Origin of the sequence: Arthrobacter sp. zg-Y1171 (genome assembly GCF_025244845.1) — a bacterium.
Classification (GTDB): domain Bacteria; phylum Actinomycetota; class Actinomycetes; order Actinomycetales; family Micrococcaceae; genus Arthrobacter_B.
On sequence record NZ_CP104264.1, the window covers coordinates 667,677 to 688,584 of the forward strand.

A 20,908-nucleotide genomic window follows, 5' to 3' on the forward strand; every position below is an offset into this window, starting at 1 on the left:
GTCCACTGCACGATATTTCCGTCCTTACAGCAGCGGAATGTCGCAAATGCGATGCGTGGCCTGCCTTCCTACATCGCTGCTACGGCTGGCCTGCATTGGGTGCCGAAACACCGGGATAGCTGCGCTGCGGCCCCCATGGTCTTTAGCAGCCATTATTTTCGAGGCAACTTCGCAAGAACGTGATGTTCACGAGCCGTGGAGAAGAAAATGTTCTGATTTCTATAATTTGTCAACCGCACGATATCCCTTGTGTGGTCCGCTGTCCGGAACTGCGCTGTGAAACGTATACGATTAGGTCGAAAGTATAGGGATCGGCATGAGTGGGGATCTAACTGGGCATGAAGACGTTATGGCACGATCGTGTGACTTGGAAAGATATCGAGAGCAGGTTTAGGGACCATGGTGTCACTCAGGTGCAGGTAAAGTTCCTTACCCGTAACCACAACAGCAAAAACCAGATTGCCGGACTGGGCAGCGATCTAACGGCTTTGAGCCACTTATTCCCCGGACCCGTTACTGCTCACGACGCAACCTCAGGTAAGCCCAAAGCCGGACCGCCGATCTACAGGGTGTCGCTACCGTGGGTATGGTTCTCTGAAAGTGGCTTGTCCCCCGCTCCGGAAACAAAACTCATTTACTACCCCCAGTACCCCGAGATTCGGCTGTCAGGATTCCTTGATGCCTCGCCGGAAGGTCCGAGGGAACTATTGGCGTTCAGTGAGGCACCTGGGTCACGGGGTCAAGAGGAAGGTCGGTGTCTGATTTTCGGACCCAGTAAGGATAAAAAGGTCTTCGCGATGGTTGTTTCCTCTTTGTCTCCGGCTGCGGGTTACCTGAGGGAATTCAACAAAGGTCGAGGTACGTTGTTGCAACTAAGCCTCCGTGCGGACCGGGCGGATTCTCGAGAGGTGCTGTTCCACGAGTTGCGACTGATCCATAAAAAGAATTGGATCGAGGCCTATCGACTCCGGCCTGATGGGTTGCGGGAGGAGTGTCATGGAACAAATAGCCATGGGGTCACCCTCGAGAGCGAGCTAGGAATTACAGCAAATGGTCGGGCAATGCCCGATTATCTCGACTGGGAGGTAAAGGCGCACCGGGTGAAGCACCTATCTAATCACCTAAGCTCCCGAATCACCTTGCTGACGCCAAATCCCGATAGTGGTCAAGCAAAAGACTTTGGTACGACCTGGCTAACCAAGACCTATGGGAAACCAAATGAGACATCCAGCCGTTACGATCTGTCAGGTGTCCATAGGGCGGGTGTGGTTCACGGTAAGACCGGATTGGAATTTGGAATCGAGGGCTTTGATGCGGAAAGCCAGAAGATCACCGACGACGGCTATCTATACCTGCGGGATCCGATAAAGGATATTGACCTCGGTCGCTGGTCCTTCTCCAAACTATTGACTCACTGGCAAGCCAAACACGGCAAGGCGGTATTCGTGCCCTGCATTACCAAAAAAGGACAACCAGAAGAGTTTAGCTACGGAACGCGTGTACATGTTGGCGAAGGAACGTCATTCCTACACTTTTTGGCCGCTGTGGCTGCAGGGTCGATCGTTCTTGACCCTGGTTTGAATACGAAACTTGATAAAAATGCTGTATGGAAACATCACACGAGGTACCAATTCAGGTCCTCACTGACCAACGCAGCGGCCCTTTATCGGTCCTTTGAGAAGGTAGTTCTGTAGGAACCTGAATGAGGTCGTCTTTCCTAATGGTGTCCACCTCGAGACCGAAACCGCGGGCTTAGAAACGGCCGGCTGGCATATTTGATGGCCAGTACGCCATGCAGCTGAAGGGCTCTCAGCTGCACGGCGCCGCTAACGACACGAACGGTTCAGGCTGTGGAGGCAGTCACCAGCTCGGACTGGTCCGCTAGTTCTACTATGGCTGTAGCGCGGTTGTGCGTTTCCGGTGTCGCGACTTCCATGGCAGATCCCTGTGCGGAACGAGACTTTATGGCAGCTACGTGAGGAGCCACAATACGTGCAACTTCCTGCATGACGGGGGCCACGACGCTGTTGCCGAACTGCCGGTAAGCCTGGGTGTCGCTGACCGGAATGCGGAAGCTGTCATCGAAGCCCATCAGGCGTGCACATTCACGGGGTGTAAGACGTCGCGGGCGATCCGTGCCTTGGGCGACAAGGATCTCCGAACCGTCCTTATAATACCGTGCGGAGAGGGTCCTAGAAGTGCCTTGGGGATGTACCAATCCGAACCCAAATCCGTTACCGGCAGCCTTATGCTTGGCGGCATAAGCTTGGAGGTACGCCCACAGCCGCGGGGTCAGAGTGAACTTGTCCTGCACCTTTTTGTTCTCGTGGTCGAAGTACCGATCACCGTCCCATTCAAGGAACGGTTCTGTGCCGTCAGTGCGGTGCAATATGGTCTCCAACTTGGGGCCAACGGGCGGGAGCTCAAGATCGTCCCAAGTAAAGTCGGTAGGCTCGCGGAATCCGACGATGATGATGCGTTCGCGGTGCTGCGGTGTGAAACTGATGCCATCAATGATCTTGGTGTGGACCTCATAGCCCAACTCATCTTGGAGGGTCGCCATGATCACAGCGAATGTCTTCCCTTTATCGTGAGATCTTAGGTTCTTGACATTTTCCAACATGAAAGCCACTGGGCGCTTCTCGTCAATGATTCGGGCCACATCAAAAAAGAGGGTTCCCTGGGTTGCGTCCTCGAAGCCGTGAGCGCGTCCAAGGGCGTTTTTCTTGCTGACCCCCGCGATCGAGAACGGCTGGCAGGGGAAGCCTCCAAGTAGGACGTCATGGTCGGGTATCAGGTTTGCCTCGTACTGCTGGATGTCCCCAATAAATGTGTGTTCGTTGTCGTGGTCGTCGGGGAAGTTTGTCAAGTAAGTCTTTTCAGAAAATTTGTTCCACTCACTGGTGAATACGCACTTCCCGCCGTGTGCTTCATAACCCATCCGAATCCCACCGATCCCAGCGAAGAGGTCAATGAACGTGAACTCCTCGTTTCCTGCGGCGTCCTTCAAGTCCAAGATTTCCCGCAATGCCGGGGCGAGCATGGTGGGTAGAGCAGTCTCGTGATGTTCCCATCGGGCAACAGTTCGAGTTGAAACATTCAGCATGTCTGCCAACTGACGCTGGCTGTAGCGGGCACGGGCAAGATCGAGAAGGTTATACGCGCTGTTCATTGCATCCTTATTAGGGGGGTCATGTGGATGACAGTATGTCACTATTCTGACCCAGACCTGTCATCGGGGTCGCATGCTGGTCTCCGTATTGGTGGCCTGCAGGATGACCCTATGTCCTAGCACAGACACTTCTACCGCCGTTGTTCTGATGGGGACAACTGCTCCGTTGAACAGGACCTGTGCAGGGGCAGTGGAGGTGGCCTCAGGGAACCCAGATGAGGATTGCGCAGAGGGCACGGCTGTAGGCCTGAATGGACGTCGGCCGACGAACCCGTGAAATCCGGAGGGGTTCTAAGAAAACGAACCCCTCCGGATGCGTTGGTCCTTCCTGGATGTTGCCGGGGTATAGCCACCCTACTTCTATTCCTACTGGTCCGTAGGGTGCCGTAACGCCGTAGTGTTCAGAAGGCGTATGGCCGCCGGACAACGAAGGACTCGTCGATGATCTTGCTTACCTCAGTCTCATCTAGGGTCCCCAAGTCTCGGTAACCGTAGACCAAAGTCATTTCCTTCATCAGTGCACGTATGTGCTTGTCCTCGGAGAAGACTCCGCCCTGGGCAACATGGCCGAGTACGGCACGAACCAGCCCGGGGAGCGCACCTGACTCTCGGTCAAAAAGCGCCAAGATACGGTCTTCGCGGTGGAACGCCTCGCGAGTGTATGCGAAAGGGTCAGCTGCCGCCCGTGACAGCGGATGCTGGGCTGTCGCATCGTAGGTTAGGGTGGTGACCCACCAAAGGCGGGCGACTCCATGGCGGACGAGTGAGCCACGGGTCGCGTTGAGCATCAACCATCGGTCCTCGACGCGGGACTTCCAGTTTTTATCGGGATCAAGTGGCCACCTCTTTTCCATGTATTCACGGAACGTTCCGAAGGCGAGGAAGGTCCACAGACGGCGGTCTGAGGCGTTGGCCCTGTCGAGCGCACCCAAGTACTGGTACACGAGAGGGGCGTTGTCTACGTCCCTCCCAGATGATTGCTGGGCGCCGGGGTCCAACGGATCAGGAACACCGAGGTCGATAGGCAGCTGTAAAACGCTATCAGGGTTACTGAGAGTGGCATCGGCTTCGGCAAAAAAATCTTCGGGACTGGATGCGGCATCCAGAGCTAACTTCAAGTCCTTAAGTGCGCCATAGGTTAGGGCCTTAGCTTGCGTGTTCACTATTCATCCCCCATATGATCCAAAGCGGCACTCAGTGCCGTGTCCAGCGGGTACCCGAGCATTTTCTGTGCCAATTCAAACGTGGGGTGCGCCAGAGACCCATTTTCACTTATTAGTTTGAACAGCGCCGTATACCACGACTTTTCTGTCAAATCTTCGCTGCTGTCGGAGGACTCGTTGGCCTTAATGAAGTTAACGGCTTCCATGAGGGCCGGTAGGACGACGAGCCCTATCTGGATTTCTGGGCCGGCTGCGGCGAAGTGTGGCTGGAGCCGCTCTGGGAAAGTCACGAGCACGTACTCGTCGTCAAAAAACTTGACGTCGATGCCCTTGGTTCTTTTGGGGTCGCTTTCAAAGCGGAAGCAAGAGCCGACCGGCGGCATGAGCGGATCGTAGCGCTTTTCCGGTTCAAACTGGAAAGATCCACCCTCCGCAAGAACGTCACCCGGGAGGATGCTGAATGTGGCGTTCCCGTATTCGGGATTCTGATTTGTGAGCCGGTGGTTGGGAATCGCATGTATGGCTACGATCCTGAGCTCGACGATTACAAGTCGTCGTACGTCCTCCTGATCAATGGATCCGACATATGTTGCTCCGTCGACGTGGCGCTGCTGGACGGTGGCACCCAGTTCGCCCGCCGCGATGGTGGACGAACACGTCCATCGGAAGCTGTAGCGTGCGAGACCTGTGTCGAGCAGGGCTTGAATGTCAGGATCTGTCATGCGGACCTGGAATTTGACTTCGACGTCGTTCACGGTGGGAGTTACCACGGCGTTGAGAACCTGGAATTCCGTACTGACGTCGTCTGAGGCATCGAGGACCGGATGAGGGTACGAACCTCTCTTGGCTGCTGTTTTCATTTGACCCCCAGTCGGTACCGATGTGCCGACGATAGTTTCAGGCGGATGTGTGAAGTCACTCCGGCCTCTAGCTTCAGATTGGACAGAACATTGCCTTTATTGCTGAGCACAAGTTGAGTTGACCCAGTGGTGATGGTCCCTCCGCTGAGGGGAAGCACGAATCCGTCCTCCATGCTTCCACCAGGTCCGAGCGGCACCAGCTCCAAGTCGCCTTCGATAGTCTCTCCCGCGGTGATGGAAAGGCACAGGTCGCCCGTCGCTGCCTCGCACCAGCTGCGGAATCGCACGTCCCCTGCCGTAATCTTGCCGGATCCGTCCCCTGGGGAGCCGGTGCCTGACAGATCCCCCCCGGAGTTGGCTCGAGTGGACGAGCCCCCCGCGTCTTTACCTTTCTTGGCGGGAATCTCACCTTCACCCGCAGCTGGCGTGCTCACGCCTACGCTGAAGGAACCGCCAGAGCGAACCCGAACTGGCTGGCTGCCTGCATCCGTACCATGGACGGTGCTTGACTCATTTTTAGTCCCTAGACCGTTTACGGGGGTCCCAGAATCTCTTAGTGTGTGGGACTTGTCTTCGAAAACCTCCATAGGCAGATACCGAGCCAGCCCCTTGATCTCGACCTGATCACCGAAGTGCTGTTTCACACGGCTCTTCAGCCCTTCCCGGACAAAGTTTTTGAGTTCCCTAATTGCGGCCTTACCGTGTAGAGCCCGTTCGGGATCCCAGCGATGATGCTGTGGAGGTTCTAGGCTGCGGAGGAGTTTATTTCCCTCGTCGTCGGAACATTCCAAAACTGCTGCGTACTTGATGGGAATTGAGTTATGCCTGAAAGTATCGATCTTCATGAGCGGTTTGCGGACCGTGATGGTGTGCAGGGTCTTATCAAGGCTGTCGTCAACGTTGATGTAGAGAGAGAGAGAGCCGAGCTTGTCACTTGTACCGATTATGGGCTCCTCTTTAATGGCACGATAAAAGGCGTTAGCTTCGGAATCCTCAAGAACACTGTCGCCCAATGTGTTCGAGTCCAAGACCCAGGTGTCGTTCTCCGTTATCCCTTCCACGATGAGGTTGCCCCGGTCGATCGCCAAGAGGAAATTGCGCATGACGGCTACCTTGATGTGGCGCAAGTCTGGATCAGCATGGGCTTTTCGGTAGCCGAGGATGAAGACGTCGGTACCCGGCGTGGTCCGCTCTGTGAAGGGGCCGACTGGACCAGGATCACGGAGGTAGCTGAAATCATCGTCACGCGTGAGGTCGGTAAAGAATCCATCACCGACGTGCCACTTTCCGTCCAGATCGCGGTGGCTCGCCAGACAACTGTAACCGGCGAAAACCGTAGACAGTTGGTTATGAGGACGGGATGTGTAGAGGACCGTGCTCATGTTCGACGCCATGGGCCCAACAGCAGAACCGATTCCGAAAGAACCGCCGCGCGAACCGTCGTCGGCCGATATACCTGCCCCACGAGTGAGAGCACTTAGAGCCGACGTTGGGTGGTCGATTGACTCCGAACCTGTCAGACCCCTTGTGCCGTAGTCGCTGATGCGCAGCACCTCGACGTGTTCCTTTAGGGCTGTCTTGTATGCGAGCGTCATGTTGGCATGGCCTTGGGTGCCGACGGTTTCTTCCGCAACCTGTTTCAGGGTTGCACGGAGGCCTTCGATGCCAGAAACGTCTGCCGTTTTCATCTTCCTGAGCTCGAAAACCATTTTCACGGGTTCAGATCCCAAACGGGCGTCTATGGAGTTCTGTACCGTTTCGCGAACCAGCGAGGACTCGGCCAGAGAGCCTTCAAAGAATTGCTCCGCTGGAGAGATCGCGCCTTGCGAGGCACCTCTTCCAGCGGTCTCAAAATAGAACCCGAAATTTGGGGATGTCATTCGAATGACACCTTTCTGGTGGATGGGGTAGACGGGTCAAATAGTGCACGCACCGCCGTTAATTCGTCCTCGATAGGGCGAAACAGCGCTTCAACCTCGTCGGGTGTGTACTCGTAGTTCTTTTGGTTCGATAGATTTCCCAGAAGAGAAATTTCTCGTATGAGCCGGTCTCCCCGCGAAGATGCGAGGCGCCTGAAGCGTTCGTTACGCGTTTCGCCTGACATATTTTCCCTAGGTGCTTGCCGGATATATGTCGACTATATATCCTAAATGTAGGATGTCAAGGAAAATTAAATGACACTCCGAGACCTTCGAATCAGTGGGTCGTCAACTTTGGGGGAACCATGACAAAAGTCCATGTCCAACAGGCGCTCGACGTATTTGCCGTGTCGATTGACGCATACATTCAGACCACGATGAAGCCGCTGCTGGGCGGTACTTTGGAGTGGACATCCATACTCCAGGAACTGGACAAGATGCGTGGTAAGGGTTCGTGGACCTATTCGACGAGGGATCCTGCCCTGCAGCTACGCATGCTGACAGAGCGTCTGGGCGGGTTGGGATACCCGTTTGATGACGGTGACCCCAACCGCACTTTGAGTTCATATGGATCTGTCCTCAGGATCGTGCGGAATCGTCTCTCTCATGGGGGCGAATTCGAGACTTTCGATGCTCTCCATGCTGTAGATACCGTCAGGACCGTTCTGGCACATATAGGCGATGTTGATGCATCGGCCAAGGTGGCAGACATCCGGACAACGCTTCTCGGTGAGCTTGTCGATGCCGAGCAGTCTTCGAAGGTGACGACTGAGCAAGTGACTCACGTTCCTCGGGACTCGGAGGAGAAAAAATCCGGCAATGTCCGAGCCGTCTACGATGACGGTCTGTTCGGTCAAGTCCCTTGGGAGCCGTGGACCACCGTTGTGGTCGGCGAGCAGGAAGACTTGGATTCCATGCGGACAAATCGCGTTAAGGAAAGCGTTCGAGGTCTGATCGAAATCATCGCAGAATCCGAAGGACCAGTGCACCAGGACCGCGTCGCGAAGCTAGTGGGCCTTGCGTTCGGGTTCTCTCGATTGGCACCACAGAGGGCCAAGAGAATACTGGGTCAAATTTCAAAGGCATCCGTCCATGTGGATGGAGATGGTTTCGTTTGGCCTTTGGGAATCAACCGCGATGAGTGGCTGATTTACCGAACCAGCACAGAGTCGCAGCGCCCATTTCATGAGATTTCCCCTGTGGAAATCGCCAATGCAGCTGTCTCGCTGCTTAAAGCTGACGGACAAGGAACTGACACCGAACTGACGCGAGGTGTCTTGCAACTATTTGGCCGGATGAGAGGGAGTAAAGTCGCCACGCGCCAGGTTCAAAGGGGGATGGACTATGCGCGGGCAATGGGGCGTATTCCGCAACCCTGAAGATAGAGGGGCTGGTCAGGTGAGCGCCGAGGCAGCAACGGACGATTGCGTGCTCGGTGAGGACGTGCCGGAGCTGGACCGGGTGCGTCGTCACAACCCCGGCCCAGAGCTGAGCGCAGCGTCCCCGGCGGTGTGTCTTGTCGAATCGCGGACCAGTTCTTGGCCTCCGTGGTTGTGGTGGTCAACGTGATGCGGCTGCTGGGCGGCCTATCCACAGCGAGGAGTGAGACGGTGCGCATAGCCGGCCCGCTTCTGATATGTGCCGCGGGTACGTCTATATGTTCCCGGAGTTCAGCACTACGGTGTGTTTCGCCCACGCGGAGGGAGCTAGCGTTCTTGCCGGACCTTCCGCTGGGTCCGGCCGCTGTGCTGATCCTGCCACAGGTGGTGAAAGCGGGGCAGCTTGTTGCGCGCGGTCTGCCGGTTTCCTTGTCCTGAGCCGGCTGCCGTTGTCGCTGCGCACTTGCCGGCCATCAGCACGGTGACAGGCCACAAGGCAGCAAGACTCAAATTCCGCGGTGTTAGATGGAGCCAATGACCCGAGCGAAGCCGGGAGCGACGATGGAAATGAGTGGGGGAACATCATGCAAGTGTCCGTGAGAGTAGGAAGGAGTGCTTGGAGTGAGGACCGTCCGGTTTCCCGGGCAGCCCGCTCCCTGGTGCCCCACCCGCCGAACGGATCCACCACTAGGTCACCAGGGTCTGAGACCACTTCCAGCCATCCGACGGAACAGTGTCACGTGTTTGGCATAGGCGAATGGTGCAGCGAAGGTCTGCTGCTCCCGGTACGCGTCCTCATGGTTGGTATGTCGGCATCCAGCCGCTAGGACCACAGGTTTCCCACCATTTTGGGTTTCCCTCTGGGAGACATAGGACGGGCGGAACGGAACTCTCGGAATCACAATCTCCGCACCCTCGGCCAACATCTGCGCGAGGCGATCCGGACTGTACCGGCTTGGCAACCGCAGACGGAATCCGCCTTCGTTTCGTCTCGCGGTGATAACGACGTCGTCCATCAACTCGGCGGCGATCCCCGGTGAGGAATGGTCGCCCGTAGCGTAGATGCTGTCGGCACAGCTCAAACTGACGCTTCCCGCCGGGAACCGGAGCATGACAATCGGATTTCCCGATGCGCTAACGGCACGCGCTTTCTCGCACCGGTGACCCCCGAAACGAGCGGAGGCATTGCGGTGCGCCGCCGGGCATACACGAGCAGGAAATCAAGGGTGCTGGCCAGCTCGCCATGCAAGTAGCTAGGTCGGCGAGTGCGTTCCCACACCACGGCGCCGACGTAGTTCCCCGACCCGAACACCGCATCGCAGGCCACGCGCGCCAACCCCAGCTGCCGGTCATTCACCTGCAGCCCAAAACTCCCGTCCTCCCGCAGCAGCATGCGTGACCCCTCCGCTACGGAACGGATTAGCTCCGGCCAGTCCCCATCAGTGCGGTGATCCCTGAACGGCCTGCGCTCAGACCGCCGAGTGTTGTAGGGCGGGTCTGCATACACCAGCCGCGCGGAGTCGGTTGGGCCTGACTCGGCCAGCGCCCGTAGCACCGCACGGGCATCGCCGTGCAGGCATGGCTGGTTCCGCTCGCGAGATGCATCCCACCATTGTTTCCCAGTCAGTCGGAACCGCTTCAATCCAGGACTGCTGACGGCGGGCAGCAGAGGCGGGGAGAGACTCATGGGTTGCCGCACACATAGGAGTTACGGGCCCCGCCCGACCAGGGATATCGGGGGGGGTCCCGCGGCACAGTGGTGAAGGTATGGCCGGCTGCCGCACACATAGAGGGTGACACGACAACCGATACGCGGCGGATTGCCGCCGGAAACAAGAACGGAACAACATGCACGTGTTTATGCGAACGGTAGACCAGATGACGCCGGACTTTTATCCCCCTGCGTGGTTGCTGATCGTGGCTGCCGTGGCGGTGCTGTTGTTGATCGGCAGCAACACATCAGCGGGAGCAGGCATGCTTTTGGGCGGAATCTGCGGATTGGGGACGTTCCTGCTGCTCATGTTCCGCACAGTGATCTGGGTGGCCAACTATACGGGTCCTACGACGGAGGGGCTTGAACTGCTGACTCAGCTCTCCATCGCGCTGGCTGTCTGGATCGGCCTTTTCGGAGTGATCGGGTTGCTCGCCCGCGAATGATCCGGTGCTGTGTCGTCAAGTTCCATCGAATTCTTAACAGAAAGCAAAATAATGACCCAGCTGGAAACTCTGCCCGCCCTGCCCACACGCTCCATCCCACACAAAAGCCTGACCATCGCTGCTGCTGCCCTGACTGCCATCCTGGTAGTGCCCTCAGCCCTGAGCGGCGACCTTCTGGGCGCCATCTTCACGTTCATGCTGGTCCCGATCCTGTGCCTAGTCCGTGCCTACCGGATCCGTGCCGGGCGACGTTGGCTGATTGGTGCCGTGCTGCTGGCGCTGGCCATGCTGGCGGCCTCGGTTCACTCGGTATTGGGCGGCAGCGACTACGCCTGGCTGGGCGTAGTGGTCCTTGTCAAGGACGTCGTCTGCATTGTCTGGGGCGAAGGGGAGCGGCGGTTCGGCAGTGAAAAGCGCTGGGCTGCGGCAACCGCCATTGCCGTCGAACACGGAACCGCCACTTGGTTTGTTGCCCACGCGAGCCCTGCCGGGGAGCAGACACGCGTGGTGCTGCATTCACCTGGCCGTGACCCGTGGAACACCGCAGTTTGGGGCACGGTTCAGCCCGGCATGCTGCTGGTCCTCACCTCGGCGCGGGAAATTCTGTACGCGGGCTGGGCCTAACTAGCCACATGACGACGGCGGTACGCACACCCGGGCCCGCCGTCGTCCTTCTCATCATCCTGGAGGTTTCTTATGATTGATCGTCCCGACATCTTGCTGCTGGAAGGCGCCGAGGAGACCATCGCGCTTGGTACGGGGTCCGCCTTGAGTGTTCTTGTGATTCCGTACCAGGACGCAGGCGTGGACTACCGCCCGCAACTGAACGACGCGGAGGACGCGGAGCGTATGCATCTGCAGATGTCAGCACTGCGCATGCCGGGTATCCGCCTGCCGACCTCGCTTCCGTGCACCGAAGCATCGACCGGGTTACGGCAACATTGAGCAGTTGGAGATACGCCGAGAACCCCGACCCTGAAAAGGACGCCGCTTGGGGATGGCACCGCTTCGGTTTGGCGCCTCGGGGAGGAAGCTGTATTCGCTTAACCACGGGGATGGCAATGCATGGCTACTGGGTTCCTGTAACCCGTTGAGGAGGGCGTACCTTCTCCACAAAGCGGCCGGACGCTGTGTTAATCAGATGGTGCGCTCCAGACCAAGCGGGATCGAATCACTTGCTATCGGAGAGACGGATCTCAGTGCATTGGAGCGGGACCTGCATCGGGACGGAGTGCAGCTGACCTCCTGGTTGTGGCACCCGGATGCGGACCACAACGAGGTTCAGGAACCCTGATCAGGGTCTGTAGCTGTATGGGCCTCGTGCAACTGCGGCAGCGATGGCCCCAGTGTCACATCCCTATCGTCGCCGGCTGCGGAAGTTTGAGCGAGGCTGACGACTTCCTGTCGACATGCCTGCGAGGGTAGTAGAACGGAATTATTATCCCGGAGCAGAATGGCGATACAAATCCGAGGTGCCTAATGGATGGCACTCAATGGAAAGATCGAGCAGTATTCAGCTTTCTCTTGCGGCCGGTGAGGTGTGGGTTTGAATACCCAGATGCATCCATAAGAGTATCTTTAATGATTGCCTCACCTTTCTCCCTTGTGGCAGCTATCAACCCGTGATGAAAGGTGAAACCATGTCCACGATTGACAGCGACAACCCGTTTCAAGCACCTCCCGTTCCAGACCCGGAAACCGATCACGACGGAATTATTTGGGCAGCCCCGCATACTCACGAAGTGGCTGTGGAAGAAGGAATTGAAGCGGTCTCGCAAGCTATGGCCGCGCGAGCAAGGGGAGATGACGAGGGCGCCCTCATCTTCCAGGCAACGTGGTTGCATCTCACCAACCGGCAGTTCCTCGCTTCCTTGCTAACCCTGACAAGCCGGAAGCTTGATGAGTCGGCTGGCTGCATCAACCTGGCCTTTGTTCCCGGTGCCCATTCGAGTATCCCCGCGTGGGCTGCCGCCCTGATTCCGGACGAGGGCATCGAAGCAGGCCTTCCATCGCAGTTAGTTGCAGATGCCTGCCTTTCAAGTTACCGGACACTTGATCCCGAAGTGCTGGACATGGTCATGCAGGATCCCGACCTATTGATGGCGTACGACCGCGCCCTCCTGGGAACAGCCTTGCTCTCGGCTTACCGGGGCGAGAATCTAGATGCGCTGGAAGGGCTGCTTCAAAAAAATACTGATCCTTTTGAAGTGTTGCATTCACTACTGCAAGTTTTTGATTATGTTGCAAGTGAAGTGGATGACGCGCAGTGAAGCCATAATCCTTACCGCTAAAGACGGCCTTTGATGAACGTGAATCCGATCGGGTGACCAGTCAAGTCGTCTGCGACGCCAACCCCTCCGCCTCAGCCGCGCATGGAGGCATAGTTTTCGGCCTGATTCGGATCCCTGCTCCCTTTTCTGCAAGGATGCTTGTAAGGCTACTGACGAAGGGGATCCAGTGCAGGGACCAGACAGGAATATCGGGTGGATGAAAACAGGGTTCCGATCCGGCAGGATGGCCCGCCGATGAACACTCGCACACAGGAACCCACCGCCACCTACGGGGTGCACTCCGAGGTCGGGAAACTACGCAAAGTCCTGGTCTGCGCCCCGGGCCTCGCCCACGAACGGCTCACCCCCACCAACCGGGAAGACCTGCTGTTCGATGACGTGATGTGGGTGGAAAACGCCCAGCGCGACCACGCCGACTTCGTCACCAAGATGGAAAACCACGGCGTGGACGTCGTGGAACTGCACGACCTGCTGGGACAGACCATGGACCTGCCCGAGGCACGGACCTGGCTGCTGGACCGGAAAATCGTCGCCAACCGGGTCGGACTGGGACTGGTGTCCGGCACCCGGGCGTTCCTGGATTCGCTGACCGGCACGGAGCTGGCACGCTATCTCATCGGCGGGCTCGCGACGTCGGACCTTCCCGCCGACTACCGCACCGGTTACATCGCCCTGGCCCGGGAATCCTCGGGCCGGCCCGAGTACCTCCTGCCGCCGCTGCCCAATACCCTCTACACCCGGGACACCACCTGCTGGGTCGGCGGCGGACTGACGCTGAACCCGCTGTACTGGCCGGCCCGCCACGACGAGACCCTGCTGATGCAGGCCATCTATCGGTTCCATCCCGAGTACGCGGCGTCCACCGTCTGGTGGGGCGACGGGGAACAGGACTGGGGCCAGGCCTACCTCGAAGGCGGGGACGTGATGCCGGTGGGCAACGGCACCGTGCTGATCGGCATGGGGGAGCGCACCTCCCGCCAGGCCATCACCCAGCTCGCGCAGTCGCTGTTCGCCGCCGAGGCCGCCGAGCGGATCGTCGTGGCCGGCATGCCCAAACTGCGCGCCGCGATGCACCTGGACACCGTGTTCACCTTCGCCGACCGGGACCTGGCCACCATCCACCCGGCCATCGTGGACGGCATCCACGCCTTCACCATCCACCCCTCGGACCGCAGCCCCGGGCTGGAGGTGCGGGACCACCGCGACCGCCGCTTCGTGGACGTGGTGGCCGAGTCCATGGGCTACAAAAAGCTGCGCCTGGTGGAGACGGCCGGCGACTACTCGGCCTCCGAACGGCAGCAGTGGGACAGCGCGAACAACGCCGTCGCCCTGGAACCGGGCGTGGTGTTCACCTATGACCGCAACACCCAGACCAATGCGGCGCTACGGAACGCCGGTGTCGAGGTGATCCCGATTGTCGGGGCCGAGCTCGGCCGCGGCCGCGGCGGCGGGCACTGCATGACCTGCCCGATCATCCGGGACGGCTTGGACTAGCAACGACGGCGGTGGCCGGGCGGCGGCTGGCATGTGACCGCGGCCCCGGCCACGGTTTCGATGTGGACTCCAGCGAACGCACCGCCGTTGACGGGTACATGCCTTTCCACTGCAAGGGCCCCTTCGGCAACCGCCTGCGGGCACTGGCCGCCGATTCGGAACCCGTCGCCTCCTTCTGAGAGAATAATGGTAAGGCTGCTGACGAAAAAGGAACCCCTGCAGGGAGCGGGCGGCCCATCCACTGTTGTCTAACCGGTGTGACCTCAGCCGCCACGCCCGATTGGAAAGAACCATGTCTAATCCGCCTGCTCAGGGAGGGAAGGCTCCAGCAGCCAAACTCTCCCTGCTGACCCTCACCACCGTGGTGATCGGGTCCATGGTCGGGGCCGGGGTGTTTTCCCTGCCCCAGCGCTTCGCCGAGGAAACCGGGGTGTGGGGTGCGCTGGTCGCCTGGCTGATTGCGGGTTCCGGCATGCTGATGCTGGCCTTTGTGTTCCAGCGGCTGTCCATGCGCAAGCCGGCGCTTGATGCGGGGGTCTTCGCCTACGCCAAGGCCGGCTTCGGAAATTACGTGGGGTTCTTCTCCGCGGCGGGTTACTGGGCCAGTGCCTGTGTTGGAAACGTCACCTACTGGGTGCTCACCATGTCCACGCTGGGAGCCCTGTTTCCGCAGCTGGGCGCAGGGGACACCTTCCTCGCCGTCGTGCTGTCCTCGGCCGGACTGTGGGGATTCTTCTTCCTGATCAGGCGCGGCATCAAAGAAGCCACAGCCATTAACCGGATAGTCACGATCGCCAAGGTTGTTCCCATTCTGGTCTTCGTGCTGTTTGCTGTCTTCCTGTTCGACCCCGCCGTCTTCGCGGGAAACCTTACCGGTGCGGACTATACGGGGCCGCTGTTCGAGCAGGTCAGCAACACGATGCTGGTGACGGTCTTCGTTTTCCTCGGTGTCGAAGGTGCCAGCGTGTATTCGCGCCATGCCCGACGGCGGGAGGACGTTGGCCGGGCCACCGTCCTCGGATTTCTGAGCGTCTTTGCCATCTTTGCCTCGGTCACGATCGTTTCCTACGGCGTCCTGCCGATGGAACAGCTCGCCGAGCTGCGCCAACCATCCATGGCGGGTGTCTTGGAAGCGGGAGTGGGGACCTGGGGTGTGGTGTTCGTCAGCGCAGGCCTGATCATTTCGGTGATGGGGGCCTATCTGGCTTGGAGCCTGATGGCAGCGGAGGTCCTGTTCGTGGCGGCCACGGAGAAGGATATGCCGCGGTTCCTGTCCCGGGTCAGCGATGACGATGTCCCGGTCAACGCCCTGCTGCTGAGCACCCTGCTCAGCCAGCTGGTAATGGTCATCACCTACTTCTCCGGGGACGCCTTCGACTTCGCACTGGACATGACAGCGGTCCTGACGTTGTTTTCCCTCCTTTTCGCGGCCCTCTACGCCCTCAAGCTCGGTTGGAGCGGGGAAACGTATGAAGGAGCCCCGAGCCGCACCCGGCGGGGCGACCTGGCCATTGCCGTCATTGCCACCATTTATTCAGTGTTCCTGGTCTATGCCGCCGGGCTGCCCCTGGTGCTGCTTTCGATGATCTTCTACGCCCCCGCCACCGTCCTGTTCGTGATTGCCCGCCGTGAACAAGGGCAGCGCGTTTTCCGGGGAGGGGAGCTGGTTCTTTTCCTCATTACTTTGGCAGGAGCCGTTGCAGGCGTGCTCGCCCTGACCCGGGGCTGGATAGCGCTCTGATTTAGCGGACTCGCGGGCTGGCCACACCATAAGGGTGGAGAACACCCAGCGCTCCCGCGCCAGCGTTGACGTCGTCGAATTCCCTGTCTGCTTGCCAGACCACGGAGCGCCCCGAGGTCCAGACCTGGCTGCTGGACCGCAAGATCATCGCCAACCGCGTGGGGCTGTCGGTGCCGAGCTGGGCAGTTGCCGCGGCGGCGGGCACTGCATGACCTGCCCGATCGTCCGGGACGGGCTCGACTAACGACGACGACGGCCGGGGACGCCGCGACGACGGATCCCGCCGGGGCAGCGGGGGCGGGAGGACCAAACCGCCTACGACCCGTACATGGATACCGTGCGGTCCTGAAGCAACTGGATGATGCGGCCGCGGCCGATCTGCTGGAAATGGACGGACTCGCGGTGGGCGTCAAAATCAGCCGCCGTGCGGTAGGACTCCAGTATCACAACTTTGCGCGGGTCCTCGACGCCGCGGAAGTACTCGTAGCGGAGGTTGCCTGCCTCGGTCCGGCTGGCTTCAGCCAGCAGCCTCAGTTCGGCAAGCACCTCGTCCTCGGAGCCCGGTGTGACGGTGTAGACGGCCACGACGTCGAAGGTCTTCTCTGGCACGGTTGTCTCCTTAATAGGGGGCGATGTTGGTTCTTCGCTTAGATAAGCAGGAACCCCTCGGGCCGTGCCCGGAGACGCGGCCCGAGGGGTAGCGGCGTTGGACCTATTCGGTGCCGGTATGAACAGAGACAGTGGGCTCCAGGCGTTCCGCGCCAACCACTTCTGCCCACGCCTCAACGCCGTACTGGAACGAGACGATGCCAGCCTCGGGCAGCGAGATTTCGATAGCCTCCAGGATTTCCTGCGGAGTGAGGCCCAGTCCCAGACCTACCTGGATGTGGCTCTTCAGCTGCGGCTTGGGGGCACGCATCACGGTCAGGCTGAGGATGAACAGAAGTTCTTTGGTCTTGCGGTCCAGCAGCCGTTCGCTGAGGTACGCGGCCTGAACCAGGTCATTGGCGGCCTGAAGGGCAGGGAAATCGGCCGCGGCCATCACCTTGTGGTAGTCGAGGACGTACCCCCGGCTGGTGGCCATCTGGTCAATGTATTCCTGTGCTTCGCTCATTCTTGGGTCCTTTCGTCGTCCCTGGTGTTACTGATTTGGATGGAGGTATGGGTTTCGTAGTACCGGGCCAGTTCGGTGTGATCCGGATGCTCTCCGAGCAAGGGACGGTTCTCTTCGGCAACGGCCAGCGCCCGGTCGGTGACGGGTGTGGTGATCCCCCCGGTCAGGCCCTGGGCGATCCGCAGATCCTTGAGCATGAGGTCGTAGGCGAACCCCGAATCGAAGGTCCCGGTCAGGATATGGTTCAGGTACTTCACCTCGCTGGCCTGGCTGCGTCCGGTGGAAGCGTTCAGGACCGTCACCATGGTCTCGGGGGCGATGCCGAATTTCGCCGCGGCAGTAATGACTTCGGCGGCGGCGGCAATGTTGGTTGCGGACAGCAGATTGTTCAGGGCCTTGGCGGCGTCACCGCTGCCGGCGGGGCCGACATGGTGCACAGCGGTCCCCATGGACTGGAGCAGCGGCCTCGCCCGGTCAAATGCCTGTTCTGTACCGCCCGCCATGATGGACAGCTCACCGGTTACAGCCTTGCGCTGGCCGCCGGAGACGGGAGCGTCGAGATAATCGATACCTCGCTGTTTCGCGGCCGCGGCAAGCGCCTTGGAGCTTTCCGGTTCCGAAGAACTCATGTCAATGACCAGTGCCCCCGGGGCCAGCGCCGCCAGGAGGCCGTCCCCGCCCTGCAAGATCGATTCCACGATGGCGGAATTCGGCAGCATCAGCACGAGAGTGTCCACGGATTTAGGGACGGACGCCAGCGAGGAAAGCCCTGCAATCGATAAGTCCCGGGCGAGCTTTTCCGTCACATCTGGGCGCGCATCAAAAATCGTGAGCGAATCTCCGGTATGACGGTGCAGGTTACGCACCATGGGCTCACCCATGGTGCCGAGTCCGATAAACAGGACTGTCATGTAGTTCCTCCTAAGAACCAAGTGTGGATAGTCGCAGTAATGCTTCCTGCAGGTACCGGGCAAAGCTGTGCGGTGCTTCCGCATGGGGAAAATGGCCAAGGTCGTCCATCAGGATGAACTCGGCGTTCGGGATCCTGTCCGCCAGGTCCTTTACTTTCTCCGGGGGGACCGTGGTGTCGTAGGCGCCGCCGAGGAGAATGACCGGCGGCGTTGAGCCGTCCAGGCTGCCGAGCTCAGTGCTCAGATCCCAGGTCACATAGCTTTTGATATCCGTGGGATAAGTGCCGTATCCGCCGTTGGTGTAACCCCACCAGACGCGGTCGCGCCAGGATTTCGGGGACGACGGCGACATGGCGCCGAATATCCATTCGGCCGCAGCAATGTTTTGGTTCACGTCCACGGCATCAAACCAGGGCGCTGTCCGGTTGCCGACCTGCACACAGGTTTGGGCCGCAATCGCACCCCGGAATACCTCGGGGTAGCGGATTACTGCCCGGACTGCGGCGGCGCCGGCCATGGATGCACCCAAAATGACAGGGCGGTCCAGATTCAGCGCTTTGGCCACACGGACCACGGTTTCCAGATAATCGTTCTCACTGAGGGTGTAGTCGGTTCCTGTCCTGCCCCAGGCCGGCTGGGATTTCCCGTGCCACGGAAGGTCCAGGCAGATCAGTTCGATCCCCTCCGGCAGGCACCCGGCCAGTCCGTGGAACTGCGTGGTGTCGCTGCCGGCGGTGGGCACGCACAGCACAGGGATGCCGCCGCCGGCCCGCTCCACGAAGACATCACATGTGCCATAGGTGCTGTGTTCAATGCGGTGGTAACTGCCCTGCAGGGGCGGTGGCGGGGGAACCGGTTCATCTGCTGACGATGTACGGCGAAGGACCTCGTGGGTGCGGCGGACTATCTGCAGGTGCTGTTCCAGAACCTTCCGGGATCCGGTCAGGTCCAGATCACCGCGCAGCAGGCAGGACAGCACGGACTGCCACTGCGGTTCCGGGGCCGGATCCAGCAGCCGCTGCCAGGTTCCATCCGTGCCGTGCAGGGAGAAATCGACCTGGCCGGGCTCGGCGTCCAGGAGCTTTCCGTCGGCGAGGTGAATGGTGAGGACGTCGCCGTCGGAGACCAGTTCAAAAGCCACCTCGGCGCCGCGGGAAAGTGCCCCGAACTCGGCGTCGTCCCGCAGGGCCTGGATGCCGTTATTCCACATGATGAGCAGCTTTCACTGTGCTGGCGAATGTCCCCAGGGTGCCTTCCAGCCGATCGTGCCGGTCCAACTCGCTGATGTCATGGCCGCTGATGACGCCGGCGTAGGCACCGTCCCGGATGCGTTCCAGCACCCCGTAGGAGGTGGGCCAGTCCGCCATGGATTTGAAGAGCATGTCCTTCTCAATCTCCTCGTGGAAATGCCCGGCATCACTGGCCAGCAGCACGGTTCCCGCCGGGGTATCCACCTCGACGATGCTCTGGCCCGGGGTATGACCGCCGACCGGAATCATGCGGACCCCCTCCGCGACCTGGACAACCCCGTCAACAAGCTCCAGCGTTCCCGCGGCAAGAAGCCTGACCAGTTCGGCGATTTCCCCGGGTTCGACGAAATTGGTGAACAGGGGTTTTCGGGCCAGTGGGCCGGTCCAGAACTCGTACTCACTCCTGGCCATGTAGGCACGCCGGGGAGAAATCCGGTCCACGTTGCCGATGTGGTCATAGTGCGCGTGCGTGAGGATCAGGGCGTCGGGACTGGTTGTGACACCCAAGTGCTGGAGTGCCGTCAGTGGATCCACCAGTACTTCGCGGTTCCGCGCCCGCGCCGGGGCGGCGGCGTAACCGGTATCCACGAGGATGGTGGTTTGTGCATTGCGGATCACCCAGAGGTAGTACCCCATTGCATGCTCGGCGTCGGGTTCGCTGTACCAGTCGTAGTTCAGATACGCGTCGCTCCTGGTGGTGGTCCGTTGTCCATGCCGGACAATCAGGATTTCCCAGTCCTGCCCTGTCATAAACGTGCCCCCTCGGGCTCTGGATATTCGGTTCCGGAAAGGCTGTCGTGGGTTTCGCTCCTCAGGTGCGCCAGAGCTATGTCCCGGGCAATGTGGACGTGGGTCCGCGCGCATTCCAGCGCCCGGTCCTCATCGCCGGCGACCACTGCGTCCACCATGGCCTGGATCTCTTGAAGCATCCGCTCGCCCCTGCCGGGGGAGGAGAGCGTCAGACGCCGCAACTGGCTGATGCGTGTCTGCACGTTCTGCAGCATTTCCCCGATCGTGTGGTTGCGCGAGATGGACACCAGCAGTGCGTAAAAGCGGTCCTTGATGGCCGTGATGTCCTCGACGTCGGCTTGGAGCGATGCCCGCAGTTCGAGCATCAGGATCGTCATGTCCTCAATGTCCGTGCTGTCGCGGCGCCGGGCCGCCAGCCGCATGATGGCGCATTCCAAGGCTTCCCGCACTTCGTAGAGTTCAGCGGCCACCTCCACGGTGAGACGTTCCACGATCGGACCCACGTTCGGTTCGATACGTACCAGCCGCTCCGATTCCATCTGCCGCAGGGCCTCCCGGATCACGGTCCGGCTGACGCCGAACTTTTCGACGAGGTCCTTTTCCTTCAGACGCATTCCCGGGCGGAAGGATCCATTGATAATTTCCCGCCGGATGGCCTCGACGATTTGCTCTCGCAGAGGGGCTGCAGTCTTTTGGATGGTCATAGC

Annotated in this window: 20 protein-coding genes; 9 read left to right on the forward strand and 11 right to left on the reverse strand. The window is 59.7% G+C overall.

Features of this window, described 5'->3' with window-relative positions:
* The first annotated feature begins 797 nt into the window (after positions 1 to 797).
* Positions 798 to 1,694 carry an MvaI/BcnI restriction endonuclease family protein gene (locus N2L00_RS03180; RefSeq protein WP_260554470.1) on the forward strand — a complete coding sequence of 299 codons (897 nt, stop codon included), beginning with the start codon at positions 798 to 800 and terminating at the stop codon, positions 1,692 to 1,694.
* Between the two features lie 149 nt (positions 1,695 to 1,843).
* Here the strand turns inward: N2L00_RS03180 and dcm are convergent, their stop codons facing one another.
* The 4 genes from dcm to N2L00_RS03200 all read right to left on the reverse strand — a co-directional run bounded on the left by dcm (position 1,844) and on the right by N2L00_RS03200 (position 7,075).
* Positions 1,844 to 3,172, reverse strand: a complete 1,329-nt coding sequence (gene dcm, locus N2L00_RS03185) for a DNA (cytosine-5-)-methyltransferase (RefSeq protein ID WP_308219762.1) — start codon at positions 3,170 to 3,172, stop codon at positions 1,844 to 1,846.
* A gap of 401 nt (positions 3,173 to 3,573) precedes the next feature.
* On the reverse strand, positions 3,574 to 4,335 hold the full coding sequence (locus N2L00_RS03190) for a DUF6339 family protein (protein WP_255863829.1): 762 nt from the start codon (positions 4,333 to 4,335) through the stop codon (positions 3,574 to 3,576).
* Positions 4,335 to 5,195, reverse strand: coding sequence for a hypothetical protein (locus N2L00_RS03195; RefSeq protein ID WP_255863830.1), 861 nt, complete (start codon positions 5,193 to 5,195; stop codon positions 4,335 to 4,337). Before N2L00_RS03195 ends, N2L00_RS03190 begins: the two co-directional genes overlap by 1 nt.
* Positions 5,192 to 7,075: a hypothetical protein gene (locus N2L00_RS03200; protein ID WP_255863831.1), complete on the reverse strand. Its 1,884-nt coding sequence runs from the start codon at positions 7,073 to 7,075 to the stop codon at positions 5,192 to 5,194. The genes N2L00_RS03195 and N2L00_RS03200 overlap by 4 nt, the downstream gene beginning before the upstream one ends.
* Positions 7,076 to 7,419: 344 nt before the next feature.
* Between N2L00_RS03200 and N2L00_RS03205 the strand changes: the two genes are divergently transcribed.
* Positions 7,420 to 8,493, forward strand: a complete 1,074-nt coding sequence (locus tag N2L00_RS03205) for a Swt1 family HEPN domain-containing protein (RefSeq protein WP_255863832.1) — start codon at positions 7,420 to 7,422, stop codon at positions 8,491 to 8,493.
* Between the two features lie 1,078 nt (positions 8,494 to 9,571).
* Here the strand turns inward: N2L00_RS03205 and N2L00_RS16210 are convergent.
* Positions 9,572 to 10,180: a DNA methyltransferase gene (locus tag N2L00_RS16210; protein WP_374676625.1), complete on the reverse strand. Its 609-nt coding sequence runs from the start codon at positions 10,178 to 10,180 to the stop codon at positions 9,572 to 9,574.
* 191 nt (positions 10,181 to 10,371) lie between these two features.
* Between N2L00_RS16210 and N2L00_RS03210 the strand changes: the two genes are divergently transcribed.
* The 7 genes from N2L00_RS03210 to N2L00_RS03240 all read left to right on the forward strand — a co-directional run bounded on the left by N2L00_RS03210 (position 10,372) and on the right by N2L00_RS03240 (position 16,388).
* Positions 10,372 to 10,650 (forward strand): hypothetical protein, encoded by a 279-nt coding sequence (locus tag N2L00_RS03210; RefSeq protein ID WP_255863833.1) that lies wholly within the window; start codon positions 10,372 to 10,374, stop codon positions 10,648 to 10,650.
* Between the two features lie 51 nt (positions 10,651 to 10,701).
* Positions 10,702 to 11,274 carry a hypothetical protein gene (locus N2L00_RS03215; protein ID WP_255863834.1) on the forward strand — a complete coding sequence of 191 codons (573 nt, stop codon included), beginning with the start codon at positions 10,702 to 10,704 and terminating at the stop codon, positions 11,272 to 11,274.
* A 72-nt stretch (positions 11,275 to 11,346) separates the two neighbouring features.
* Entirely contained in the window at positions 11,347 to 11,595 is a 249-nt protein-coding gene (locus N2L00_RS03220) for a hypothetical protein (protein WP_255863835.1), read from the forward strand.
* Between the two features lie 695 nt (positions 11,596 to 12,290).
* Complete coding sequence (locus N2L00_RS03225) at positions 12,291 to 12,920, forward strand: hypothetical protein (RefSeq protein WP_255863836.1); 630 nt, start codon at positions 12,291 to 12,293, stop codon at positions 12,918 to 12,920.
* 255 nt (positions 12,921 to 13,175) lie between these two features.
* Positions 13,176 to 14,435, forward strand: a complete 1,260-nt coding sequence (locus N2L00_RS03230) for an arginine deiminase (protein ID WP_255863837.1) — start codon at positions 13,176 to 13,178, stop codon at positions 14,433 to 14,435.
* A 292-nt stretch (positions 14,436 to 14,727) separates the two neighbouring features.
* Positions 14,728 to 16,176 (forward strand): basic amino acid/polyamine antiporter, encoded by a 1,449-nt coding sequence (locus tag N2L00_RS03235; RefSeq protein ID WP_255863838.1) that lies wholly within the window; start codon positions 14,728 to 14,730, stop codon positions 16,174 to 16,176.
* A gap of 65 nt (positions 16,177 to 16,241) precedes the next feature.
* Positions 16,242 to 16,388: a hypothetical protein gene (locus N2L00_RS03240; protein ID WP_255863839.1), complete on the forward strand. Its 147-nt coding sequence runs from the start codon at positions 16,242 to 16,244 to the stop codon at positions 16,386 to 16,388.
* A 103-nt stretch (positions 16,389 to 16,491) separates the two neighbouring features.
* Here N2L00_RS03240 and N2L00_RS03245 read toward each other — a convergent pair whose 3' ends face one another.
* The 6 genes from N2L00_RS03245 to N2L00_RS03270 all read right to left on the reverse strand — a co-directional run bounded on the left by N2L00_RS03245 (position 16,492) and on the right by N2L00_RS03270 (position 20,905).
* Complete coding sequence (locus N2L00_RS03245) at positions 16,492 to 16,785, reverse strand: putative quinol monooxygenase (protein ID WP_255766801.1); 294 nt, start codon at positions 16,783 to 16,785, stop codon at positions 16,492 to 16,494.
* A 103-nt stretch (positions 16,786 to 16,888) separates the two neighbouring features.
* On the reverse strand, positions 16,889 to 17,290 hold the full coding sequence (locus N2L00_RS03250) for a carboxymuconolactone decarboxylase family protein (protein ID WP_255766802.1): 402 nt from the start codon (positions 17,288 to 17,290) through the stop codon (positions 16,889 to 16,891).
* Positions 17,287 to 18,201: an NAD(P)-dependent oxidoreductase gene (locus N2L00_RS03255; protein ID WP_255863840.1), complete on the reverse strand. Its 915-nt coding sequence runs from the start codon at positions 18,199 to 18,201 to the stop codon at positions 17,287 to 17,289. Before N2L00_RS03255 ends, N2L00_RS03250 begins: the two co-directional genes overlap by 4 nt.
* A 10-nt stretch (positions 18,202 to 18,211) precedes the next feature.
* Positions 18,212 to 19,411, reverse strand: coding sequence for an alpha/beta fold hydrolase (locus N2L00_RS03260; protein WP_255766804.1), 1,200 nt, complete (start codon positions 19,409 to 19,411; stop codon positions 18,212 to 18,214).
* Positions 19,401 to 20,201 carry an N-acyl homoserine lactonase family protein gene (locus N2L00_RS03265; RefSeq protein WP_255766805.1) on the reverse strand — a complete coding sequence of 267 codons (801 nt, stop codon included), beginning with the start codon at positions 20,199 to 20,201 and terminating at the stop codon, positions 19,401 to 19,403. The genes N2L00_RS03260 and N2L00_RS03265 overlap by 11 nt, the downstream gene beginning before the upstream one ends.
* Complete coding sequence (locus N2L00_RS03270; protein WP_255863841.1) at positions 20,198 to 20,905, reverse strand: GntR family transcriptional regulator; 708 nt, start codon at positions 20,903 to 20,905, stop codon at positions 20,198 to 20,200. The genes N2L00_RS03265 and N2L00_RS03270 overlap by 4 nt, the downstream gene beginning before the upstream one ends.
* Positions 20,906 to 20,908: the final 3 nt, after the last annotated feature.

Excerpts from the sequence above, each read along its gene's own strand:
- N2L00_RS03180 (WP_260554470.1), top strand. The coding sequence starts at position 798 with ATGGTTGTTTCCTCTTTGTCTCCGGCTGCGGGTTACCTGAGGGAATTC.
- dcm (WP_308219762.1), bottom strand. The coding sequence starts at position 3,172 with ATGAACAGCGCGTATAACCTTCTCGATCTTGCCCGTGCCCGCTACAGC.
- N2L00_RS03195 (WP_255863830.1), bottom strand. The coding sequence starts at position 5,195 with ATGAAAACAGCAGCCAAGAGAGGTTCGTACCCTCATCCGGTCCTCGAT.
- N2L00_RS03200 (WP_255863831.1), bottom strand. The coding sequence starts at position 7,075 with ATGACATCCCCAAATTTCGGGTTCTATTTTGAGACCGCTGGAAGAGGT.
- N2L00_RS03205 (WP_255863832.1), top strand. The coding sequence starts at position 7,420 with ATGACAAAAGTCCATGTCCAACAGGCGCTCGACGTATTTGCCGTGTCG.
- N2L00_RS16210 (WP_374676625.1), bottom strand. The coding sequence starts at position 10,180 with ATGAGTCTCTCCCCGCCTCTGCTGCCCGCCGTCAGCAGTCCTGGATTG.
- N2L00_RS03210 (WP_255863833.1), top strand. The coding sequence starts at position 10,372 with ATGACGCCGGACTTTTATCCCCCTGCGTGGTTGCTGATCGTGGCTGCC.
- N2L00_RS03215 (WP_255863834.1), top strand. The coding sequence starts at position 10,702 with ATGACCCAGCTGGAAACTCTGCCCGCCCTGCCCACACGCTCCATCCCA.
- N2L00_RS03220 (WP_255863835.1), top strand. The coding sequence starts at position 11,347 with ATGATTGATCGTCCCGACATCTTGCTGCTGGAAGGCGCCGAGGAGACC.
- N2L00_RS03225 (WP_255863836.1), top strand. The coding sequence starts at position 12,291 with ATGTCCACGATTGACAGCGACAACCCGTTTCAAGCACCTCCCGTTCCA.
- N2L00_RS03230 (WP_255863837.1), top strand. The coding sequence starts at position 13,176 with ATGAACACTCGCACACAGGAACCCACCGCCACCTACGGGGTGCACTCC.
- N2L00_RS03235 (WP_255863838.1), top strand. The coding sequence starts at position 14,728 with ATGTCTAATCCGCCTGCTCAGGGAGGGAAGGCTCCAGCAGCCAAACTC.
- N2L00_RS03250 (WP_255766802.1), bottom strand. The coding sequence starts at position 17,290 with ATGAGCGAAGCACAGGAATACATTGACCAGATGGCCACCAGCCGGGGG.
- N2L00_RS03255 (WP_255863840.1), bottom strand. The coding sequence starts at position 18,201 with ATGACAGTCCTGTTTATCGGACTCGGCACCATGGGTGAGCCCATGGTG.
- N2L00_RS03260 (WP_255766804.1), bottom strand. The coding sequence starts at position 19,411 with ATGTGGAATAACGGCATCCAGGCCCTGCGGGACGACGCCGAGTTCGGG.
- N2L00_RS03265 (WP_255766805.1), bottom strand. The coding sequence starts at position 20,201 with ATGACAGGGCAGGACTGGGAAATCCTGATTGTCCGGCATGGACAACGG.
- N2L00_RS03270 (WP_255863841.1), bottom strand. The coding sequence starts at position 20,905 with ATGACCATCCAAAAGACTGCAGCCCCTCTGCGAGAGCAAATCGTCGAG.